Source organism: uncultured Slackia sp. (assembly GCF_959608125.1).
Lineage (GTDB): Bacteria > Actinomycetota > Coriobacteriia > Coriobacteriales > Eggerthellaceae > Slackia.
In genome coordinates, this window is sequence record NZ_CAUHPG010000008.1 from 49,026 (window position 1) to 68,758 (window position 19,733).

Below are 19,733 nucleotides of genomic sequence, written 5' to 3' on the forward strand. Positions count from 1 at the left end.
ACGCCGCGCCGCGAATGGGACAAAAAGAACCCGGCCGCGAAGCGACCGGGCGATAAAACGCATGCGATTACGCGACGAAGCGCTACAGTTCGGGCAGATCGACGTGCACAGGGCGACCGATTTCGCGATTGAACACGCGCGAACCGAACGACTGGAAATCCTCGACCGCGTTCGACGACGTGAAAAATTCATGCGTCGGCTCGTTGTCGGGCGCGGCAAGCTGACCACGCAACGCCAGCGTCTCGCGCACGTCTTTGGCCATCTCTTCGGCCGAAGACACCAACAGCACGCCATGCCCCATCACGCCGCCGATCAACGCCTTGAGCATGGGATAGTGGGTGCAGCCCAAAACCAGCGTATCCACCTCGCAACGACGCAAGGGTTCCAGATAATCCTGGGCGATTTCCTGGAAAGCCGGGCGAATGTAGACCTTCGAAGCCTTGCTCGTCAGGTCCTCGATCGGGCCGTTGCTGATACGAAGCCCCTGTTCGACGATATCGACGAATTTCGGCGTGGCCGTGGAAAACACCGTAATGCCAGCGTCGATGTGGCGAATGGCACGCGGATAGCATTCGCTTTCCACGGTGCCCTTAGTGGCGATCACGCCGACGCGGCGGTTCTTGGTTGCGCGGGCAGCCGCGCGGGCGCCCGCCTCGACAGCGCCCATAACGGGCACGGAAAACGTGCGCTGAGCATGCTCGAGACCGGCGGCTGTGGCGGTATTGCAGGCAATGACCAGCAGTTTCACGCCGCGATCGACCAGCCAGGTGCAGATCTGCTGCACAAAGCCGTCCACTTCCTCCTGGGAACGCGGGCCGTACGGGCAGCGCGCCGTGTCGCCGAAATAGATGATCGATTCGTTCGGCAGCTCTTCGACGATTTCGCGCGCGACGGTCAAGCCGCCGAAGCCGGAATCGAAGATGCCGATCGGAGCGTTGTCGAACGGACCATGCGCGCAATCGATCGCGCTGGCGCCCTCGGTTTCAGGCATGCCTTCGGAACAGGGGCGCTCGGATATGTCTTCATTCAAGTTCTGCATGCATTCAAGCATACCCCATTTCCCCGCAAGCCCGAAACCCGACGAAAGCAACCGGTATAAAACCGTTGCCATGTCGAAATGCGCCGCAAACCGCATGAGCTCCAGCAGGCAAAGACGCCGTTGGCCGAGAAGGGACCGAACGCCAAAGGCGCGCATGCTGCGGCGAACGAGAGAGCCCTATAATTTCTCCCACAGAAAACGCCGCCCGACACGAGGCGACGAAACCGCGCGCGCAACCGAACGCGACGGCCCCGAACCGCCCCTCCATCGGCTTGAAAGGACATCGCATGAAGCGAACTCATCTGACAGCAACCGCGCTCCTTGCGGCCGCGCTTGCGCTCGGCGCCACGGGATGCGCCTCCGAACAGGAAAAACCGGAAGAAGCGCCTGCGGAGGCCGCCGAAGAGAGCGTGCCGGAAGAAGAAGCGCCCGCCGTCGAAACCCCGGCCCAGCGCGCAGCGTCGGCATACCATGCGGCTCTGGCAAGTCCGTCGTTTTTCTTCGAGCTCGAAGAAGCGATGTCGGCATCGGCGACGTTCTCGTATGCATTCGTCAACATGAACGAAGACGAAATTCCCCAGCTGCTGCTGAAGGCATCGGGCGACCCCGCCGTCTGGAACGGCATCGAAATCGTGCGCGTCGTTCTCTACGACGCCGAGGAAGACACGCTCGTCGATCCCGGCCACGACATTCAAATCGGCGTCGCGGGGGCCGGCGGCTACCGCGGGTCGCTGGCCTATTCCGCCTACGGCGACGGGCTGCTCCACAGCGAGTTCTCCGCAGGCACAGGCGAAGGCGAAGCCAAACGCATCACGGTCGACGGCCACCGCATCGACGAAACGTTCGTCGCCCCCGTCTCAATCGGACGCGAAACCGCCGAGTCCGCACGCCTGCAGGAAGAGAGCCGCGAGATAACCTGGATCGACGTGGCCGACCCCTCGGCGCTCGATACGCTTAAGGCCGGCGAATGGCAGACCACGGCGGTCGCCGAAGCCCCTGCGGCATCTGCCGCGTCTGAGGCATCCGACGCCGCTGCGGCCGCACGCGCGGCGGGCCTCGAAGTGCATACGGGCACCCTTCGCATCCTGGACGCCCAGGGCGTCTGCGACCTTCTGGGCGAGCAGCTCCCCTATCCCGGCGCGAACGACGGCTCGACCTACGTGGTGCTGGACCTGGGCGGCGAACAGCAGGTGACCGCTCGACCTGGCGACGGCAGCCCCGGCGTCTACACGAACAACGCACGCTTGCTGCTTCTCGAGCATTCGCCCCAAGGCGCATCCTCCACATGGAGCGGCAAGGACGGCGCACGCATCGCCGTATCGATCGACCCCGAAATGTCGTACTGGCCGTCCGACGTAAGCGTGCCCGTTGGCCAACCCAACTGCACGCGCAGCGCCGCGATCGTCGGCTAACAACCGCAGAACCTCGAGCGGCCTCGGAACGCGTCGTTGCTCCGAGGCCGCTCGCACAATAGCTGCATCGATCCAGAGGACAGGGTAAACAAAAAGCCCTCCGAACAGGTACATTGCTGTTCGGAGGGCTTTGGAATTCATGGTGGAGGCGCGGAGAATCGAACTCCGGTCCATACTACGCAATCCCTCAGGCTCTACAAGCTTATTCCGCGGTCAGGATTCGAATCGCTGCGGCTCGCGGACACGCGTAGGCGATTCTAGCCCGTTCGATCTTAGCCAAGGCCATACAGACTACGTGCCTTGTCGCAGTTCCCTAAAATGACGTCGCGCCCGAGTCGGGAACATCCCGGGGTTGACGGGCCGCGTTAATTAAGCAGCCATGGCGAGCGCCGGAGCGCTCTGAGTGTTAGATTTGCCAATTAACTTGACGGTACCCCTGTTTAACGTGGCGAGGAGACCACGACCTGCTCCTCAGTTCAAACGTACCATGTCGAAACCAGTCGCCCCCGTATGCGCGCGTCGGCCTTGCCGAACCGCGGGCTTCATGGCGAATGTCTCCACCGGTCTGGGTTTTCAAGATACCCTCGATGCGCACGCGCATCGGACGCTTCATTATATCCTTCATGGCATCGAAGTCAAACCCGCGCCGTCCGCAGGCGCCATACACGACGCACCCTTCTCGTACCGTCATCATGAAGCCTCGAACATCGGCACGCCATATGCCCACATGAAGCGTATACTGATGAACTTCGCGTCTCGATCCTCGAACGATCATCGTCTCGCAATACACATCCAACCGAATACGCAGGACGTCTCTCCGCCGCGCGAGCGCGGCCCGGGGCTTCGTCTTCGCGTGCCGAAGCAGACAGGAGCCCCATGCAACAGCGCGACAAGATCAAGCCGATTCTTTTCAGCGTCATCAAACACACGCCGAAAGAGGAACTGAAGCGCCAAATCCCCCGCGACATCGTATCGGGCATCATGGTTGCCGTAGTGGCCCTTCCTCTCTCTATCGCGCTGGGCATCGCATCGGGCGTCGGCCCCGAACAGGGCCTTTACACCGCGATCGTGGCAGGCTTCTTCATCGCGCTGTTCGGCGGAAGCCGCGTGCAGGTATCCGGCCCCACCGCCGCCTTCGCCGCCATCGTTGCAGGCATCGTGGCGACCGATGGCATCGACGGCTTGATTGCCGCCACCATCATCGCAGGCGGCCTGCTCATCCTAATGGGCCTTCTGAAGCTGGGCACCATCATCCGATTCGTGCCCTACACCATCACCACGGGCTTCACCGCGGGCATCGCCGCCACGCTCGTGATCGGTCAGGCGAAAGACTTCCTGGGGCTCGCCTTCCCCGAGGGCACCCCTACGGTCGAGACCATGGACAAGCTGCAGGCGGTCGTCTCCAATATCTCCACGGTGAACTGGGAGGCCTTCCTGGTAGGCGCGGTATGCCTGTTCATCCTGTTCGCCTGGCCGCGCATCAACGACCGCATCCCCAGTTCGCTCATCGCGCTCATCGCGGGCGTCGCCATGGTGAGCATCTTCGGCATGAATGTGAACACCATCGGAGACCTGTACACCATCAACGGCGGCATGCCCCAGCTCCACATTCCCCAGCTCGACATCGAGCTGTTCCGCGATCAGCTGGCGAACGGCATCACCATCGCCATCCTGGCCGCCATCGAATCGCTGCTCTCCTGCGTGGTGGCCGACTCTATGATCAGCTCGCATCACCGCTGCAACATGGAGCTCGTCGCCCAGGGCGGCGGCAATATCGCATCGGTGCTCTTCGGCGGCATCCCCGCCACGGGCGCCATCGCCCGCACCGCCGCCAACGTCAAGAACGGCGGCCGCACGCCGATCGCCGCCATGACGCACGCCGTGGTGCTGCTGGCCGTGCTGGCGTTCTTCATGCCCTACGCGGCGCTCATTCCCATGCCCACCATCGCGGCCATCCTGCTGCACGTGGCCTATAACATGTCGGGCTGGCGCAACTTCGCGCATCTGTGCAAGACCGCCTCGCGCGGCGCCGTGGCGACGCTGCTCGTCACCTTCGCGCTGACCGTCGTGTTCGACCTGGTATCCGCGATCGCCGTCGGCATGCTCATCACCGTGGTGCTGTTCATGAAGATGGTCGGCGACGAAACCGAGGTGCGAGGCTGGCGTTACTATTGCGATGAGAACTCCGAGGTCACGCACCTGCGCGAACTGCCCAAGAGCGTGCGCGTGTATGAAATCAACGGCCCCATGTTCTTCGGCATGGCCGACCGCATCGCCGACATCTCGGTGAAGGAGTTCACGAAGTACCTGATCATCCGCATGCGCGGCGTGCCCTCGCTCGACTCCACCGGCATGAATGCGCTCGAAGATCTGCACGCATATTGCCACGAGAACGGCGTGAGCCTCATCTTCTCGCACGTCAACGACCAGCCCATGAAGACCATGGAGCGCGCAGGCTTCGTCGACCTGGTCGGCAGGGACAACTTCCGCGCCAACATCGACGACGCCATCGCGCACGCCCGCACGCTGCTCGAAAAAGAAGACCGCAGCGGCGAGAAAAGCGCGCGATAATACCGTCCGAAAACGGACCCGCCGCCGAACCGAACCGACCGAACAGCCGAAGGGCGCGCGGAATCCGAACCGCGCGCCCTTCGCGATTCCGCACGACCCAGCCGCCCGCACGAATGGAGGAACCCATGGCCGCAACGAAGCACGGCGTCGCGCCGAAGCGCCTTGACGTAGCGAACAAAGACCGCCTGATGGCCGCCGACGAGCAGCGCGATATCGCGCAATGCGGACGTTCGCTCGCCGAGCCCGGAAAAACCCGGTTCGCCAAACTCGGCGCCCACGACCCGACGCCCACCCCGTATTTCATCCTGGAAGACCTCTTCGAGGGCCTGCGCTTCGAGGATGATTCGCATCTCCTCGACGTCGGATGCGGCACGGGCCGCGTGCTGGCCTATTTCCTGGAAACGCGTCTGCGCGGCCGGGCAACAGGCATCGAACTCGACCCCGAGATCGCGGCGTTCGCCGCATCGTGGACCTCGTCCTTCGAAGGCGTCGACGTCATCGAAGGAAACGCGCTTGAGATTCCGCTTGCCCCCTACAGCCACCTCTATCTTTTCAACCCCTTCGACACGAACCTGCTCGAGCGGTTCATCATGAAGATCGAGCAGGACGCCGCGCGGGAAATGACCGTGGTCCACATGTCCGACAACGGCGAGACGTACTCGTATATAGGACGCACGGGCTGGAGCCTCGTGCGCGAGGGCGAATTCCATTCATACCGCACCGCCTCGGGACGCTCGTTCCACGTCTACGACCATCCGCAGCATTTCTCGATCTGGCGCTACGACCCCGGCGCCTGGCGCCTCCGCATAGCGCCGCCCGCCTATAAAAAACGCCTTCGACCTCGAAAAATCAAAAGAACGCTCCCGAATCGCGCCGGTTTCGGACACGTGCGCTAAAAATCCGGTACTATAGCGCGCGTTGGTAGAGGCGCGCCTTTCATCAGTAGCCCCTCCCGGCGCCGGGGCGGCGCGGGGCGAAAGGGAACGGCGCCGAAGGACGAGCGATGCCCCGTCGTTCGATCCTGGGGCGTAGCGGAATACGCTGCGCACTGTCGCATTATGCGGAGAGCTACCATGGTCGAGAGCCAAATCCGGGGGCTTGCCCTATGCGCCCCTTTGACGCCCAACCATGTCCCAAAGCTTGACGCAGAAAGGAAGGGACGTGGAATTCGTCAACTCAGCCTGGGCTCTCGCTCCGGCGCTCATCGCCATCGTCTTGGCGCTCGTCACCAAAGAGGTGTATGTATCCCTGTTCGTCGGCATCGTCGTCGGCGGCTTGCTTGTCGCGGCCTTCAACCCCGTGACCACGCTCGACACCATCGTCGGCGAAGGCATCGTGCCCGCCGTTGCCGATAACGCGGGCATCTTCATCTTTCTCGTCGTGCTAGGCATGCTCGTCGCCCTCGTCAACAGCGCAGGCGGCGCCGCGGCATTCGGCCGCTGGGCCGGCACCCATGTGAAATCACGCGTCGGCGTCCAGATCGCCTCTTTCGTTCTCGGCTGCCTGATTTTCGTCGACGACTATTTCAACTGCCTCACCGTGGGCTCCGTCATGCGCCCGCTCACCGATAGCAAGAACGTCTCGCGTGCCAAGCTGGCCTTCATCATCGACGCCACCGCCGCCCCCATCTGCATGATCGCCCCGGTTTCCTCCTGGGCCGCCGCCGTATCCGGCGTTGCGCAGGACCTGGGCGTCAACGGCATCGAGCTGTTCATCCAGGCCATCCCCTTCAACTTCTACTCGTTGCTCATGATCGTGTTCGTCGTCGGACTCATCTTCCTGAACTTCGATTACGGCCCGATGGCCAAAGCCGAACTCGAGGCATATCGCGACGGCAAACTGGGCGCGCTCGAGCAGGACAAGCCCGTCGGCAACCCCAGGGCCAGCCTGTGGGATATGCTGCTTCCCATCATCGTGCTGATCGTCTGCTGCATCGGCGCCATGCTCTACGTCGGCGGCTTCTTCGGCGGCGACGCCAACGGCAACGTCATCGAAGCGTTCGGCAACACCGACGCCTTCACCGCCCTGCCCTGGGGTTCGCTGATCGCCGTCACCTTCACGTTCCTGTATCTGATCGCACGCCGCATCCACACCCTTAAAAGCGCATCCGAGGCGTTCGTGGCAGGCTTCAACGCCATGGTTCCCGCTATCCTGGTGCTCACCTTCGCCGTGTCCCTGAAGAACATGACCGGCCTTCTGGGCGCCGACGTGTTCGTCGCGGGCCTCGTCGAGGGAGCCGCTCCCGGCCTGTTCAACATGCTTCCCGCCGTCATCTTCCTGGTGGCCGTGTTCCTGGGCTTCTCCACGGGCACGAGCTGGGGCACCTTCGGTATCCTGATTCCGGTCGTCATGCCGATCTTCGCCAACGACCCCACCCTGCTGATCATCGGCATCTCCGCATGCCTCGCAGGCGCCGTCGCCGGCGACCACTGCTCGCCCATTTCCGACACGACCGTCATGTCGTCTGCAGGCGCGAACATGCTGCATGTGAACCACGTTTCCACGCAGCTGCCCTACGTCATCACCATGGCCTGCATCTCCTTCGTGATGTTCGTCATCGCAGGCTTCGTGCAGAACGCCTTCATCTGCATTCCGATCGGCGTCGTTCTTACCATCGGCACGCTGCTGGTGTTGAAGAAGACCATCGGCAAGAGCGTCAAAGACCTCGAGCCCTACAAGGGCGAACAGGTCGAAGCCTAACGCCTCCCCGACAGACCTCCGCCGCATATGCGGCGGCATACGAAGAAAGCCCGCGCATGCGGGCTTTCTTCGTATCGCCCCCCCTTTTTTTCGCCGCGAAAGCGCCCCCCGGGGGGGGCTTTCCTCCTCCGTACACGGCTCGATGACAGATAGACAGCGGGGAGTGCGCGCATCGCTGCCGGAATCAGCAGTTTCATACGATGCGTGCACGCCCGCTTTGGAGGACAATGGCGCCAGGCGAAAGAAAGGAGCAGCCATGATTCCCACCCAGCATTGCCGCGTAGGCGGCCCCATCACGCTCGAAGGTTACGCCACCGATTACGACAAGCGGATCGTGGCGATGGAGTTCTCCATGGACAAGGGAGCGACTTGGACGCGCTACGAAACCGAAGGCGCCTCCTCCGACAAGCTCGTGCACTGGAAGTTCGCCTACACGCCCGAAGAGGAAGGCGTCTACACCCTGCTCGTCCGATCGGTCAACGAAGACGGCGCATGCTCGCCCGAGCCCGATGCCGTCACGCTCGTCGCTTCCCAAGAACCTCTGGATTCGTAGAATCGGACGCATACGACTCGATTCTATCGAGCATCTGCTGACGGGAGTGGACCCCCATCTTCTGATAAATATGATAGATGTGGGAGTTCACCGTCGACAACGAAACCCCCAGGTCGTCGGCGACCCGCTGAGACGACCTCCCTTTCGCCACCATGGCCATGACCTCCGACTCGCGATCGGAAAGCCCCGCATCGAGAGCCGCGAGCCTGCATTGGTCCTTGAACGGCGTGGCATGAGCGCGCTCGCGCGATTTCGCCAGCACCCTGGTGCAGTGCGCATCCGTGAACACGAATACGAACATAAAGGCGCATGCCACGCCCATGATCGCGACGCCGAACAAGATAAGCGACGGATCGGCCCCGAAGCCGTAGCCGCTCACGGCGATGCCGACCACGACGCCGGCAGCCCATACGGCACGCGTCAGCGCGAACAGAAGAATGGCGTCTATGGCTAGCGCGGAAACCACTTCGAACAGAACCATCATCATGACGGCCTCGAAGCAGAACGCCCCCATGTCGAGAACCACATGGGCCGCCCAGTTGCCTTCCATGATGAAAGGAATGGCCAGCACCACCGCGAGCACGAGAAGAAACGACCCGCGGTACACCCGCGAAACGGCGTCCATGCTGCGCTTCGCGAAAACGACCACCAACCACGCCCCGAAAAAGCACCTGAGCAGGATGCCCACCAAGTTGGCCGCGCCGGCGAAAAACGTCGCCTGCGCGCCGCCGAGAAGAACGTTTCGGCACAGTTCGATGATGGCCACCACGAAAAACAGACACAGGCAGAAGCGCACCAGGATATCGCGCTCCGAAGGCTCGAGCTCGCGAAAACCCCTCTTTACCGCAGGAAGCGCAGCGGCGGCGGATCGTTCTACCGCGTCTTCGCGAGGAAGCATGGCCGCCGAAAGCATCGGCAGAAGCGAGCACGCCGCGACGATGGCCCACGTCCCCTGCGTTCCAGCGACCACCGTGTTCGCAAGCGGATACGTCAGCACCGCCGCCAGAACGAGGCTCGCTATAAGCCCCGCACCCTCACGCGACGTCCAAAAGACGGACAGCCACACGATGGGAAGAAACGCGAAGCCCACGCCCAACCCCGCCGCAGCGACCGTCAAAAGCGCAGCCGACGATTCGGGAAAAAGAACGCTCGCCGGCCCGAGCGCGCTCGAAACACTCGCCACGGCCGCGATGAAAAACGCGGCCGCATTCTTGCCGACGCGCAAAGGCATGCGCCGATGCACGACGCAGAACAACGCCAGCAGCACGCACGTCGACAACGCCGACAGCCAGCGCAGGTCGAGAAACGGATCCGCATACGTGACCGGGTCGGGAAGCGCGAAACACAGCACCGTCCACGACTGGCATATCGCGAAGCCGAAAACATGAAGCCACGACAGCTTCGAAAACTCTTCTTTCGCCAAAGCGGCGCCGCGCGCGACAAGGCCAGCCCCGATCGCTGCGGAATCGGTCTCGTTCCCTCCCATACAAGACGTCCTTCCGTATCGGTAAAAACTACTGATATGTATCTCAACACCGCATTTGACCTGCGATTACTCAGAAATGATACCATTCATGAGTTCCTGTCGATGACAAGACGTCGAGCTTGGGATAGTTTGCGACGAAAGGAGGCCGCTTGCAAGAGATGGCGACCTCAGGGGAATTTCATGAAAGGAGGGGCCATGAAGAAACGCACGTTAGCCCTCGTCGGCACCATCTCAGGCGTGTTCGCCCTCTCGGCGTGCCTGTGGGCGTGCGCGCCTCAGCAAGACTCGTCGCAAGAAGGGACCGAACAGCAGAAGACCGAAGCCGCCGTCGACGAAGCCGAACGCATCGAGACGCTGCAAGGCGCCGAAAAGAACGAGGCGGCCAATGCCTACTACGCTCCCGTCGTCACCGAAAAGGAGGACGGCACGCGCGTCCAAATGATCCCGAACGACCCGTACATGTGGAACACCGCCGTCCTGGGCGGCGACCAGCGCGGCTGCGAAGCCGAAGGCTGCCACGCCTCGATCCTCGACGCGACGCAGCTTCTGCCCGCCACGCATCCCAAGCTGTGGAATCCGTACAACGTCGACCCCACCACCAAGTTCTGTTACATGTGCCATTCCAAGGCGCTGTTCCTCCAGGACAGCATGCATGCCATCCACATGAACAGCGACGAATTCGACGGCAACTGCGATTCCTGCCACTACATCAACCCCAAGACCGGCGAATACCAGCTTTGGGACCTCGTGAAGTATGACACCGCCTACATGGGCGTCACCCCCGTGCCTAACGTCGAAGGCGACTTCAGCTTCACGCAGGACTCCATCACCCCGACCGACCAGCTCTTCTATTATTGGGAGAACGCCGACCACAAGGGCATCACGCCCGATAACGACACCTCTCAGGAAGCCTACGATTCTTGGGAGATCAAGGTCACCGGCAACGTCGATAACGAGTTCACCTTCAAGCTCGCCGACTTCGAAGACCAGATGGTCGAGCGCGTCATGAAGCTCGACTGCCAGACCAACCCGCCGGGCGGCGCCTACATCATGAACGCCGAAGTGAAGGGCATCCCGCTGTCTGCGATTATGGAGAAGGCCGGCGTCGACCCTGCATCGTACAACGCCCTGCACTCCATCGCCGATGACGGCTGGGACGTCTACCCGCTGCCTCAGGAATACGTCGAGGCCCTCAAGGACGACATCCTGCTGGTCACCGAAATCAACGGCGAAAAGCTCGGCATGCTCCAGGGCTACCCGGTACAGCTGTGGACCCCCACCCTAGGCGGCGCCCACTACACCAAGCGCCCTGTGGAACTGAAGTTCTCGCAGGACGAGAAGGCCCCCGTGTACTACAAGGGCTTCACCAACCCCAAGACCGGCGAGATGTTCAATAAGCCCAACACGGCCGTGTTCAACTACGCCAACGGAACCATCTTCCCCGCCGGCGAGCCGATCGAATTCGAAGGCTTCGCAGACGCCTACGAAGTTCCCGTGACCGCCGTCGAGATCTCGCTCGACAAGGGCGCAACATGGACGCGCTACGACCTCGGCGAAACCGACGTCATGCGCTGGGTAAACTGGAAGTTCGTCTACACGCCCGAAAAGCCCGGCTCGTACCTGCTTAAAGTCCGTGCCATCGGCGCAGACGGCAGCGTGAGCACCGATCCTTCCCAGCTGTTCTTCAACGTCGAATAAAGAAAGGGGGAGCCATGAAAAACATCGGAATCAAAGTAGTCAGCGCCGCAACCGGAATCACGCTGCTCGCCCCTGCCATCGCCGTGGCCTCTACGGCACCCGCCGACGCAGCAGCTGTCGATACCGACGCAACGCAGACATGGACCCACGTCGATGCTTCCCATCCCTCCGATGAGAAGTCCGTGGCCAACGTCCAGGGCGACTTCGGATACTCCCAGGCCGTCCTCACCCCGAACGAGAAAATCGCGGCCGTATTCAACCGCGGCGCCGCAGCCCTGTGCAATGCAGCCACCGAGCTCACCATCGCCTCCCCGAGCGATTGGACCATCTCAGTGACAGGCGACGTCGCCAACGAATACTCCGCCACCCTGGCCGAGCTTGAAAGCGACGAGCAGACCAGCACCGTCATGGGCTGCTCCTGCGCCTCCAACGGCGTGGGCGGCCTGGCCGCCATCAACGCCAAGGTCGCAGGCGTGCCCCTGGCCTCCATCATCGAGAAAGCCGCGCCCGACGAAGGCGTCAACGTGGTCACGCTCGTGTCCGAAGACGGTCACGTGATCAAGCTTCCGCTGGCCTATGTGATGCAGCGCCAGGCCGTCGTGGCCAGCCAGATCAACGACGAAGCGCTGAGCGAGTCGGTCGGCGGCACCAACCAGCTGTGGATCGATTCGACCGCTGCGAAATACTTCGCACGCAATATCGTCGAGATTCGTCTGGAAACCGCTGCCGACCTGCCAAGCGATCCCGGCAGCGAAACCCCCGACGAAGGCGAATACGTCAATCGCCCGAACGTCGGCATCACCGGCGCGCAGGCGTAGGCGCCCCGTCTCGACACGCGACCGCAACCCCTACGGCCGCACACCCCTCCTCGGAAAGGCCCGCCTCGTGCGGGCCTTTCCTCTTTGAGGGCTTTTCGCGCATGGCGGGCGCGCAACGGGCGGCGGCGTTAGAATGCTCGGACGATATCGAACCGCTTTCCGCGGACGGACGCCTCGAAGCGTGATCCGCCGCGGCCGACCCATCGGAGCACCTATGCCGCACATCATCGAAACCCTGGCGCGCGAGCTCGGCGTATCGCCCGCGCAGGCCGAAGCCGTCGTCGCGCTCATCGACGACGGAAACACCATCCCCTTCATCGCCCGCTACCGCAAAGAAGCCACGGGCGGCATGGACGACGCGACCCTGCGCGCCTTCGACGAGCGCCTTGCCTACCTGCGCAATCTCGAAGCGCGCAAAGCCGAAACGATCGCCGCGATCGACGAGCAGGGAAAGCTGACGGCCGACCTTCGCGCCGCGATCGAGGCGGCCACGGTCATGCAGCGCGTCGAAGACCTATACAAGCCGTTCAAGAAAAAACGCGCCACGCGGGCATCGAAGGCGCGCGCCGCGGGGCTGGAGCCTTTGGCGAACCTCGTCATGGCGCAGGCGATGAACGTGAAAAGCCCCCTGGACGCCGCTGCGGGCTACGTGAACGCCGAGGGCGGCTATCCCGACGCCGAAGCGGCGCTTCAAGGCGCGTGCGACATCGTGGCCGAAACGATCGCCGACGATCCCGAACATACCGCGGCCCTGCGCGCCTTCACGCATAAGACCGCTCGATTCGAAACCGTGGCGACCGACGCGTCCGAAAAGACCACCTACGAAACCTATTACGATTTCTCCGAGCCCGCGCGGCGCATCCCGAACCACCGCGTGCTGGCCATCGACCGCGGCGAGAAGGAAGGCAAGCTGCGCGTACGCGTGCGCACCGATGCCGATACCGCGATCGACCTGCTTGGCAGGCGCATCGTGCGTCGCCGCGGACCCTTCGCCGAAAGCCTCGACGCCGCGATCGCTGACGGCTACAAGCGCCTCATGGCCCCGTCGCTCGAGCGCGAGCTGCGAAGCGAGCTCACCGAGCGCGCCCAGGCCGACGCCATCGCCGTGTTCGCGAAAAACACCGAGAGCCTGCTGTCGCAACGGCCCGTGAAAGGCGCGCGCATCATCGCCCTGGACCCCGGCTATCGCACCGGCTGCAAAATGGCGGTGCTCGACGAATTCGGCACGCTGCTCGATCACGGCACGGTCTATCCCACCCCGCCGCGCCGCGATGTGGAAGGCACCAAGCGCACGCTCGAACGCATGGTGTCGCGCCACCGCATCAACACCATCGTCATCGGCAACGGCACCGCGAGCCGCGAAACCGAAGAGGTCGTGTCGCAGTTCATCGCCGAATCGTCCGCCGACCTGCGCTACACGATCGTCAACGAAGCGGGCGCGTCGGTATATTCGGCCTCGAAGATCGCAAGCGAGGAATACCCCGATTTGGACGTCACCACGCGCGGCGCCATGAGCCTGGGCCGCCGCCTGCAAGACCCCTTGGCCGAGCTGGTGAAGATACCCGTGCAGTCGATCGGCGTGGGCCAATACCAGCACGACCTTGACCAGGCCGAACTGGGCCGCGCGCTGGCGGGCGTGGTGGAGCGCACCGTCAACCGCGTGGGCGTCGACCTCAACACAGCCAGCGCCAGCCTGCTTGGATACGTATCGGGCATCACGCCCGCCCTTGCCAAAAACATCGTGGCCTATCGCGAAGAACACGGGGCGTTCACCGACCGCAGGCAACTGAAAAAGGTCGCCCGCCTGGGGCCGAAGGCGTATTCGAACTGCGCGGGCTTTTTACGCATCGCAGGCGGCGACAACCCGCTTGACGCAACGAGCGTCCATCCCGAAAGCTACCCGATCGCCCAAGCGCTGCTCGAACGCGCGGGCGTGAAGGCCGGCGAACTGGCAAACGGCGGCATCAAGGGAATCGGCGCGCGCATCGGCGACATCGCGGCCCTGGCATCCGAGCTGGGATGCGGCGTCCCCACCCTGCGCGACATCGCGGCCGAGCTGGAAAAGCCGGGACGCGACCCGCGCGAAGACGCGCCCGAAACGGTGTTCAGCACCTCCGTGCGCGATTTCGATGACCTGACCTGCGGCATGGAGCTGACGGGCACGGTGCGCAACGTCGTCGACTTCGGCGCGTTCGTGGATATCGGAGTGAAGCAGGACGGTCTGGTGCACATCTCCAAGCTGTCGGAGCGTTTCGTCAAGCATCCGGCCGACGTGGTAGCCGTGGGCGACACGGTGACCGTCTGGGTGGAAAAGATCGACAAGGAGCGTGGCAAGATATCGCTTTCCATGGTGAAGCCCCGCTGAATCCCGACCTGATTCCGACGCGCATCCGGCGCATCTCCGGATCCAATCCGAATCAGACCAGGCCGCAATCCGTCAGGATGCCGGCGCCGACCAGGCCGCATCCTGACGCGAACCCGAACGCATTCCGGCACGAACCCGCCTCGGGTCCGGCGCCGACCCGGCAGAAACCGAGCCGCGTCCCGGCGCGCACGATGCCGCCCCAAGCGGCCGGCATGCGGCGCTGCTATCATAGGGCGCACGTTAAGCCGCATCGCGAAAGGGGTTGCCATGACCAGCAGGAAACGTTCGGCTCTGGCGAAACAGACGGCCGCATTCAAAGCGGGCCTCGGAGGCATGGACGACGTGTTCGCCCGCGAAGAAGAACGCCGCCGCACCCAAGACCTCGAGCACGACGCCGCCGTGCGCCGCAAGGCCTGCGAATCGAAGAACCGCTACCGCAGCCGCACCGAAGCCGAAGAGGCCATCGCCGCCTGCGCCGACCACGGAACGCGAGGGCTGCACAGCTACCGCTGCCCGTACTGCAACGGGTGGCACCTGACGTCGAAACCCCGGCGCGACGAGTAGAAAACCGAGAAGGAGAACGACGAGCATGCTCGAATGGCTCACCCGGCGTTTCGTGAAAAACGCCGACGATACCGAAAACCCCGCGGTGCGCACCGCCTACGGCACGTTCGCGAGCATCGTCTGCATCGTGTGCAACACGGCGCTTTGCGCGGCGAAGGGCGCCGTGGGCGCGGCGGCGGGATCGGTCGCCATCGTGGCCGACGCGCTCAACAACCTCTCCGACGCATCGAGCAACATCATCAGCCTCTTCGGCTTCAAGCTTGCCAGCAAACCGCCCGATGCCGAGCACCCCTACGGTCACGGTCGCTTCGAATATCTGTCGGGCCTGGCCGTCGCCGTGCTCATCCTGGTCATCGGCGTCGAACTGGTACGCTCGTCGTTCGATAAAATCATCCACCCCGAACCTGTGGAATTCAGCATCGCGCTCGTGGCCGTGCTCGTCTTGTCCATCGTCGTGAAACTTTGGATGGCCGCCTTCAACAAAAGCCTCGGCACGCGCATCTCGTCGAGCACGCTTCTTGCCACCGCTGCGGACTCCCGCAACGACGTGATCGCCACTGCGGCCGTTCTTATCTGCACGCTTATCGCCGAATTCGGCGGCGTGAATCTGGACGGCTGGGCGGGCCTGGCCGTGGGCGCATTCATCGTCTACAGCGGCATCGAACTGGTGCGCGACACGGTGGACCCGCTGCTTGGCAAGGCGCCCGACCCCGCCTTCGTCAAGCATATCTACGACAAGATCGTGAGCTACCCGGGCGTCCTGGATACGCACGACCTGATCGTGCACGACTACGGCCCGGGCCGCCGCTTCGCGAGCGCGCATGTGGAAATGGCCGCCGAAATGGACCCGCTGAAAAGCCACGATGTGATCGATAACATCGAAGAGGCCTTCCGCACCGAAGAGAACCTGCTGCTGGTGCTGCACTACGACCCCATAGTCACGTCCGATTCGGCCGTGGGAGACCTGCGCCGATGGATCGCCGAAAACATCCGCCGCATCGACGCTCGTCTGACCATCCACGACCTGCGCATCGTTCCGGGACCCACGCACACCAACGTGATTTTCGACGTGCTGCGCCCCGCCGACCTGGCTCTTTCCGACGACGAGCTGATCGAACAGGTGACGACGATCGTCAAGGAGCACCGCCCCGACGCGGTCTGCAAGATCACCGTCGACGACAGCTACGCTTCGTCCAAGTAATCCCTATCGCAAAACAAGGCCCTGCACAGCCGCGTCGTGCAGGGCCTTGCCGTATTGCACACGGCTTCGCAAGCACGCTAGGCGATACCCGCCCGTTCCAAATACCACGCAACCGTCGCGCGCATGCCTTCCTCGAAGGACGTGGTCGGACGCCACCCCAACTCGACGGCCGCCTTTTCACAGTTCATAGCATAGCGGCGGTCGTGACCCTTGCGATCGGCCACGCGCTCGGCCGAAAACGCCGCCGCCCGATCAAGCCCTGCCTCGCTTAGCGCCGAACGCACCGCTTCGATCAGACGCACGTTCGGCAGCGCGCAACCGCCGCCCAGATTGTACGCCTGTCCGGGCACTCCCTTCTCGAGCGCCGCCAGCACGCCACGGCAGCAGTCCTCCACATACAGCCAGTCGCGCACGTTCAGCCCGCTTCCGTACAGCGGCACGGGCGATCCCGCGCATGCGCACGCGATCGTCTTGGGGATAAGCTTTTCCTCGTGCTGGCGCGGGCCGTAGTTGTTCGAGCAGCGCACTACCGCGGCAGGCAGACCATAGGTCGATCCATAGGCGCGCACGAACATCTCGGCCGCCGCCTTCGACGCGGCATAGGGCGAGCGCGGACGCAGCGGCGCATCCTCGCGAAACGCGTCGTCTCCACGGGAATCGAACGGCAGGTCGCCATACACTTCATCGGTCGACACGTGCACGAACAGGCACCCCTCGCGAAAGCCGTCGCCGCACGCCCAGGCGTCGCGCGCCGCCTCGAGCAGCGCCACGGTACCGCCCGCATTGACGTCGTGGAATAGCAAAGGGCTTTCGATAGAACGGTCCACATGCGATTCCGCCGCGAAATGCACCGCCGCATCGGGAGCATAACGCGCGAACGCCTGCGCCATGGCCGCGCGGTCGCGCACGTCGGCTCGCACGAACACGTAGCGCGAATCGTCCTGCACGTCGGCCAAGTTGTCGACGCATCCCGCATACGTGAGCGCATCGACGTTCACCACGCGCACGTCGGGACGTTCGGCCAGCATGAGCCGGACGAAGTTCGACCCGATGAAGCCGGCGCCGCCCGTCACCATGACCGTTCGTGCGAAGCCCTGCGCCGATTCCATAAACCGCCTCCTTGCGGCCGGCCAACACGCCGCCGCCCGTCTGCGCGCCTGCGACGAGGCGCGGTCGAATTCTTGCGGGTATACAATACAGCAATCATCTTGGACGGAGGAAAGCCATGCGAATCATTCCCACCATCGACGCAACCAAGCGCCGCGCCATGTTGAACGGCACGGGGGCCGTGCTGGTATCGAGCGCGCTCGTGTTCGCGAGCCTCGGCCTGCCGGCGGCCGCCGGATACGCCGCCCCCGCAACGCACGATGCATCCGGCCAGGCGGCGCCCGCCGCTGCCGAGCCCGAAGCAGACGGCGTGCTCGTGTTCGCCAAGGCCGACGATGCCGCGCGTACCCTTTCCGCCGATGACGCGGCCGACGCCGTGGCCGACGGCCTGAAGCAGCTCGGCATGCAAGAAACCGGCCGCTTCGCCGCAGCAGACGGCTCTACGGTCATCGAAGCCGCCCCCGCCGCAGGCCAGAGCGTACACGACGCCGTAGCCGCGGCCGCCGCGATCGAAGGTGTCGAGGAGGCCCAGCCCAACTACGTCTACCATCTGATCGACCCTGCCGAAGACGCGGGAGCCGCTTCGGGCCTGGTCCCCGACGACGCCGCCGTCTTGGCCGCAATCGCCGCGAACGACCCCTACGCGCAGATATCCGACCCCGGCGAACCGAATAACCAGTACTGGCTCTACAACGCCGGATTCGACGACGCATGGAATCAGGCTCGGACCGAGGGCGACGTGGCCGTCGCCGTGCTCGACACGGGCGTCATGGCGGACCATCGCGACCTCGCGGGCAACGTGCTGACCGAATACGGCTGGGATGCAAGCGAAAACGCGCCGCTGTACGCCGACGGACAGAACGCCTTCAACGGAGGCCACGGCACCATGGTGGCGGGAGCCGCGGCGGCCGTGGCGAACAACGGCTTCGGCATGGCGGGCGCGTCGTTCAACGCGGAAATCGTGCCCGTGAAGGTATGCGACGACAACGCGGCCAAGCCCAAGATCACCACGAAATCGCTGCTGGCGGCATACGACTACGTCACAGAACTGGCCCGCAGCGACAAGGCGAACGTGCGCGTGATCAACCTGAGCCTGGGCGCCTACGGTTCCACCCTGAACGACCAGGCGCTCGAAAACGCCATCATCGCCGCCAAAGACCAAGGCATCGTCACGGTGTGCGCCGGCGGCAACGGCGACAAGGCATCCAAGCCCGACACCAGGCCGATCTATCCCGCCGACTTCGACGCCTGCGTGTCCGTCACCGCGCTCGATGCCGACGGCACCGACCTGTCCTGGTCCGATTACAACGAATACAAAGACATCAGCGCGCCCGGCAAATCGATCACCGCGCCGCGCGCCAGCACCAGCGGCGACGCCGAAGGCTTCACCGCCGCCTCGGGCACTTCGCTCGCCGCGCCGATCGTATCGGGCGCCTTCGCCCTTATGTTCGCCGCTGAACCCGACGCGACCGTCGACGAGGCCAAGGCCGCGCTCTACGCATCGGCCGCGCCCGTGAAAGACGCGGACGCCGACCGCGCGCAAGGAAGCGGCAGCCACGGCGCGCTCGATGCCGCAGGGGCCGTGGATTACCTGATGCAGCACCACTCGGCGTTTTCCGACGTGACGGCGGACGACTGGTTCTTCAAAGCCGCCGATTACGTGAACGACCGCGGCATCATGAGCGGCTACGACGGCGCCTTCCATCCGCACGACGGCCTCACCCGCGCCCAGGCCGCGCAGATCCTGTACAACCGCTTCAGCAACGGCGCGCAGCACGCCCCCGCCCCGCTGGCCGACGTCGACCAGAGCCAGTGGTACGCCCCCGCCGTGAACTGGGCCGTCGCCACCGGCATGATGGAAGGCTTCAAAGGCTCCGACATGTTCGGCGTGAGCAGCGAGCTTTCGCGCGAGCAGCTGGCCGTCGTGATGGCACGCGCCGCGAAAGCCGATGTGGCCGCCGCCGACCCGAGCGCATTCACGGCCCTGCCCGACCACGACGCGACCAACGGCTGGGCTCGCGACGCCATGACCTGGGCGACCGACGAAGGCGTCATCAACGGCGTGGACGGTGCGGACGGCAAGCGGCTCATGCCGCAGGCGCCCATCACCCGCGCCCAGATGGCCCAGGTGATGATGAACGCCATGGAAGGCGGCCTGCTCTAACGGGGCCCCTCATACCGACGGGCGCTGCCTGCGGCGGCGCCCGTCCGCGCACGAC

The 19,733-nt window shown here is 63.9% G+C and carries 14 protein-coding genes, 1 other RNA gene and 1 riboswitch; of the genes, 11 read left to right on the forward strand and 4 right to left on the reverse strand.

Annotated features, from left to right (window positions below; genetic code table 11):
- Positions 1–82: 82 nt before the first annotated feature.
- Positions 83–991 (reverse strand): glutamate racemase, encoded by a 909-nt coding sequence (gene murI / locus Q6E04_RS03990; RefSeq protein WP_303249512.1) that lies wholly within the window; start codon positions 989–991, stop codon positions 83–85.
- Between the two features lie 335 nt (positions 992–1,326).
- Between murI and Q6E04_RS03995 the strand changes: the two genes are divergently transcribed.
- The gene (locus tag Q6E04_RS03995) at positions 1,327–2,451 is read left to right on the forward strand and encodes a hypothetical protein (RefSeq protein ID WP_303249513.1); all 1,125 of its coding nucleotides are present in this window, start codon (positions 1,327–1,329) and stop codon (positions 2,449–2,451) included.
- A 140-nt stretch (positions 2,452–2,591) separates the two neighbouring features.
- Here Q6E04_RS03995 and ssrA read toward each other — a convergent pair.
- Positions 2,592–2,959: a transfer-messenger RNA gene (gene ssrA / locus Q6E04_RS04000) on the reverse strand.
- Between the two features lie 368 nt (positions 2,960–3,327).
- On the opposite strand from ssrA, the gene Q6E04_RS04005 reads away from it, so the two are divergent.
- The 4 genes from Q6E04_RS04005 to Q6E04_RS04020 all read left to right on the forward strand — a co-directional run bounded on the left by Q6E04_RS04005 (position 3,328) and on the right by Q6E04_RS04020 (position 8,275).
- Entirely contained in the window at positions 3,328–5,022 is a 1,695-nt protein-coding gene (locus tag Q6E04_RS04005; protein WP_303249514.1) for a SulP family inorganic anion transporter, read from the forward strand.
- 125 nt (positions 5,023–5,147) lie between these two features.
- Positions 5,148–5,918: a class I SAM-dependent methyltransferase gene (locus Q6E04_RS04010; protein WP_303249515.1), complete on the forward strand. Its 771-nt coding sequence runs from the start codon at positions 5,148–5,150 to the stop codon at positions 5,916–5,918.
- Between the two features lie 18 nt (positions 5,919–5,936).
- Positions 5,937–6,101, forward strand: a riboswitch (Lysine riboswitch).
- Positions 6,102–6,183: 82 nt separating this feature from the next.
- Positions 6,184–7,722: a Na+/H+ antiporter NhaC family protein gene (locus tag Q6E04_RS04015; protein ID WP_303249516.1), complete on the forward strand. Its 1,539-nt coding sequence runs from the start codon at positions 6,184–6,186 to the stop codon at positions 7,720–7,722.
- A gap of 256 nt (positions 7,723–7,978) precedes the next feature.
- Positions 7,979–8,275, forward strand: coding sequence for a molybdopterin-binding protein (locus tag Q6E04_RS04020; protein ID WP_303249517.1), 297 nt, complete (start codon positions 7,979–7,981; stop codon positions 8,273–8,275).
- On the opposite strand, the gene Q6E04_RS04025 is transcribed toward Q6E04_RS04020, so the two are convergent.
- Positions 8,238–9,761, reverse strand: a complete 1,524-nt coding sequence (locus Q6E04_RS04025) for a helix-turn-helix transcriptional regulator (RefSeq protein WP_303249518.1) — start codon at positions 9,759–9,761, stop codon at positions 8,238–8,240. The two genes, Q6E04_RS04020 and Q6E04_RS04025, sit on opposite strands and share 38 nt — an antisense overlap.
- Before the next feature lie 195 nt (positions 9,762–9,956).
- On the opposite strand from Q6E04_RS04025, the gene Q6E04_RS04030 reads away from it, so the two are divergent.
- The 5 genes from Q6E04_RS04030 to Q6E04_RS04050 all read left to right on the forward strand — a co-directional run bounded on the left by Q6E04_RS04030 (position 9,957) and on the right by Q6E04_RS04050 (position 16,407).
- Complete coding sequence (locus tag Q6E04_RS04030; RefSeq protein WP_303249519.1) at positions 9,957–11,459, forward strand: molybdopterin-dependent oxidoreductase; 1,503 nt, start codon at positions 9,957–9,959, stop codon at positions 11,457–11,459.
- Positions 11,460–11,473: 14 nt separating this feature from the next.
- Positions 11,474–12,277, forward strand: a complete 804-nt coding sequence (locus Q6E04_RS04035) for a molybdopterin-dependent oxidoreductase (RefSeq protein WP_303249520.1) — start codon at positions 11,474–11,476, stop codon at positions 12,275–12,277.
- Positions 12,278–12,491: 214 nt separating this feature from the next.
- Positions 12,492–14,642, forward strand: a complete 2,151-nt coding sequence (locus Q6E04_RS04040) for a Tex family protein (RefSeq protein WP_303249521.1) — start codon at positions 12,492–12,494, stop codon at positions 14,640–14,642.
- Between the two features lie 267 nt (positions 14,643–14,909).
- Positions 14,910–15,206, forward strand: coding sequence for a hypothetical protein (locus Q6E04_RS04045; RefSeq protein WP_303249522.1), 297 nt, complete (start codon positions 14,910–14,912; stop codon positions 15,204–15,206).
- A gap of 25 nt (positions 15,207–15,231) precedes the next feature.
- Positions 15,232–16,407, forward strand: coding sequence for a cation diffusion facilitator family transporter (locus tag Q6E04_RS04050; protein ID WP_303249523.1), 1,176 nt, complete (start codon positions 15,232–15,234; stop codon positions 16,405–16,407).
- 77 nt (positions 16,408–16,484) lie between these two features.
- Here the strand turns inward: Q6E04_RS04050 and rfbB are convergent, their stop codons facing one another.
- Positions 16,485–17,516, reverse strand: coding sequence for a dTDP-glucose 4,6-dehydratase (gene rfbB, locus Q6E04_RS04055; RefSeq protein WP_303249524.1), 1,032 nt, complete (start codon positions 17,514–17,516; stop codon positions 16,485–16,487).
- A 116-nt stretch (positions 17,517–17,632) separates the two neighbouring features.
- Between rfbB and Q6E04_RS04060 the strand changes: the two genes are divergently transcribed.
- Complete coding sequence (locus Q6E04_RS04060) at positions 17,633–19,678, forward strand: S8 family serine peptidase (RefSeq protein WP_303249525.1); 2,046 nt, start codon at positions 17,633–17,635, stop codon at positions 19,676–19,678.
- Positions 19,679–19,733 lie beyond the last annotated feature (55 nt).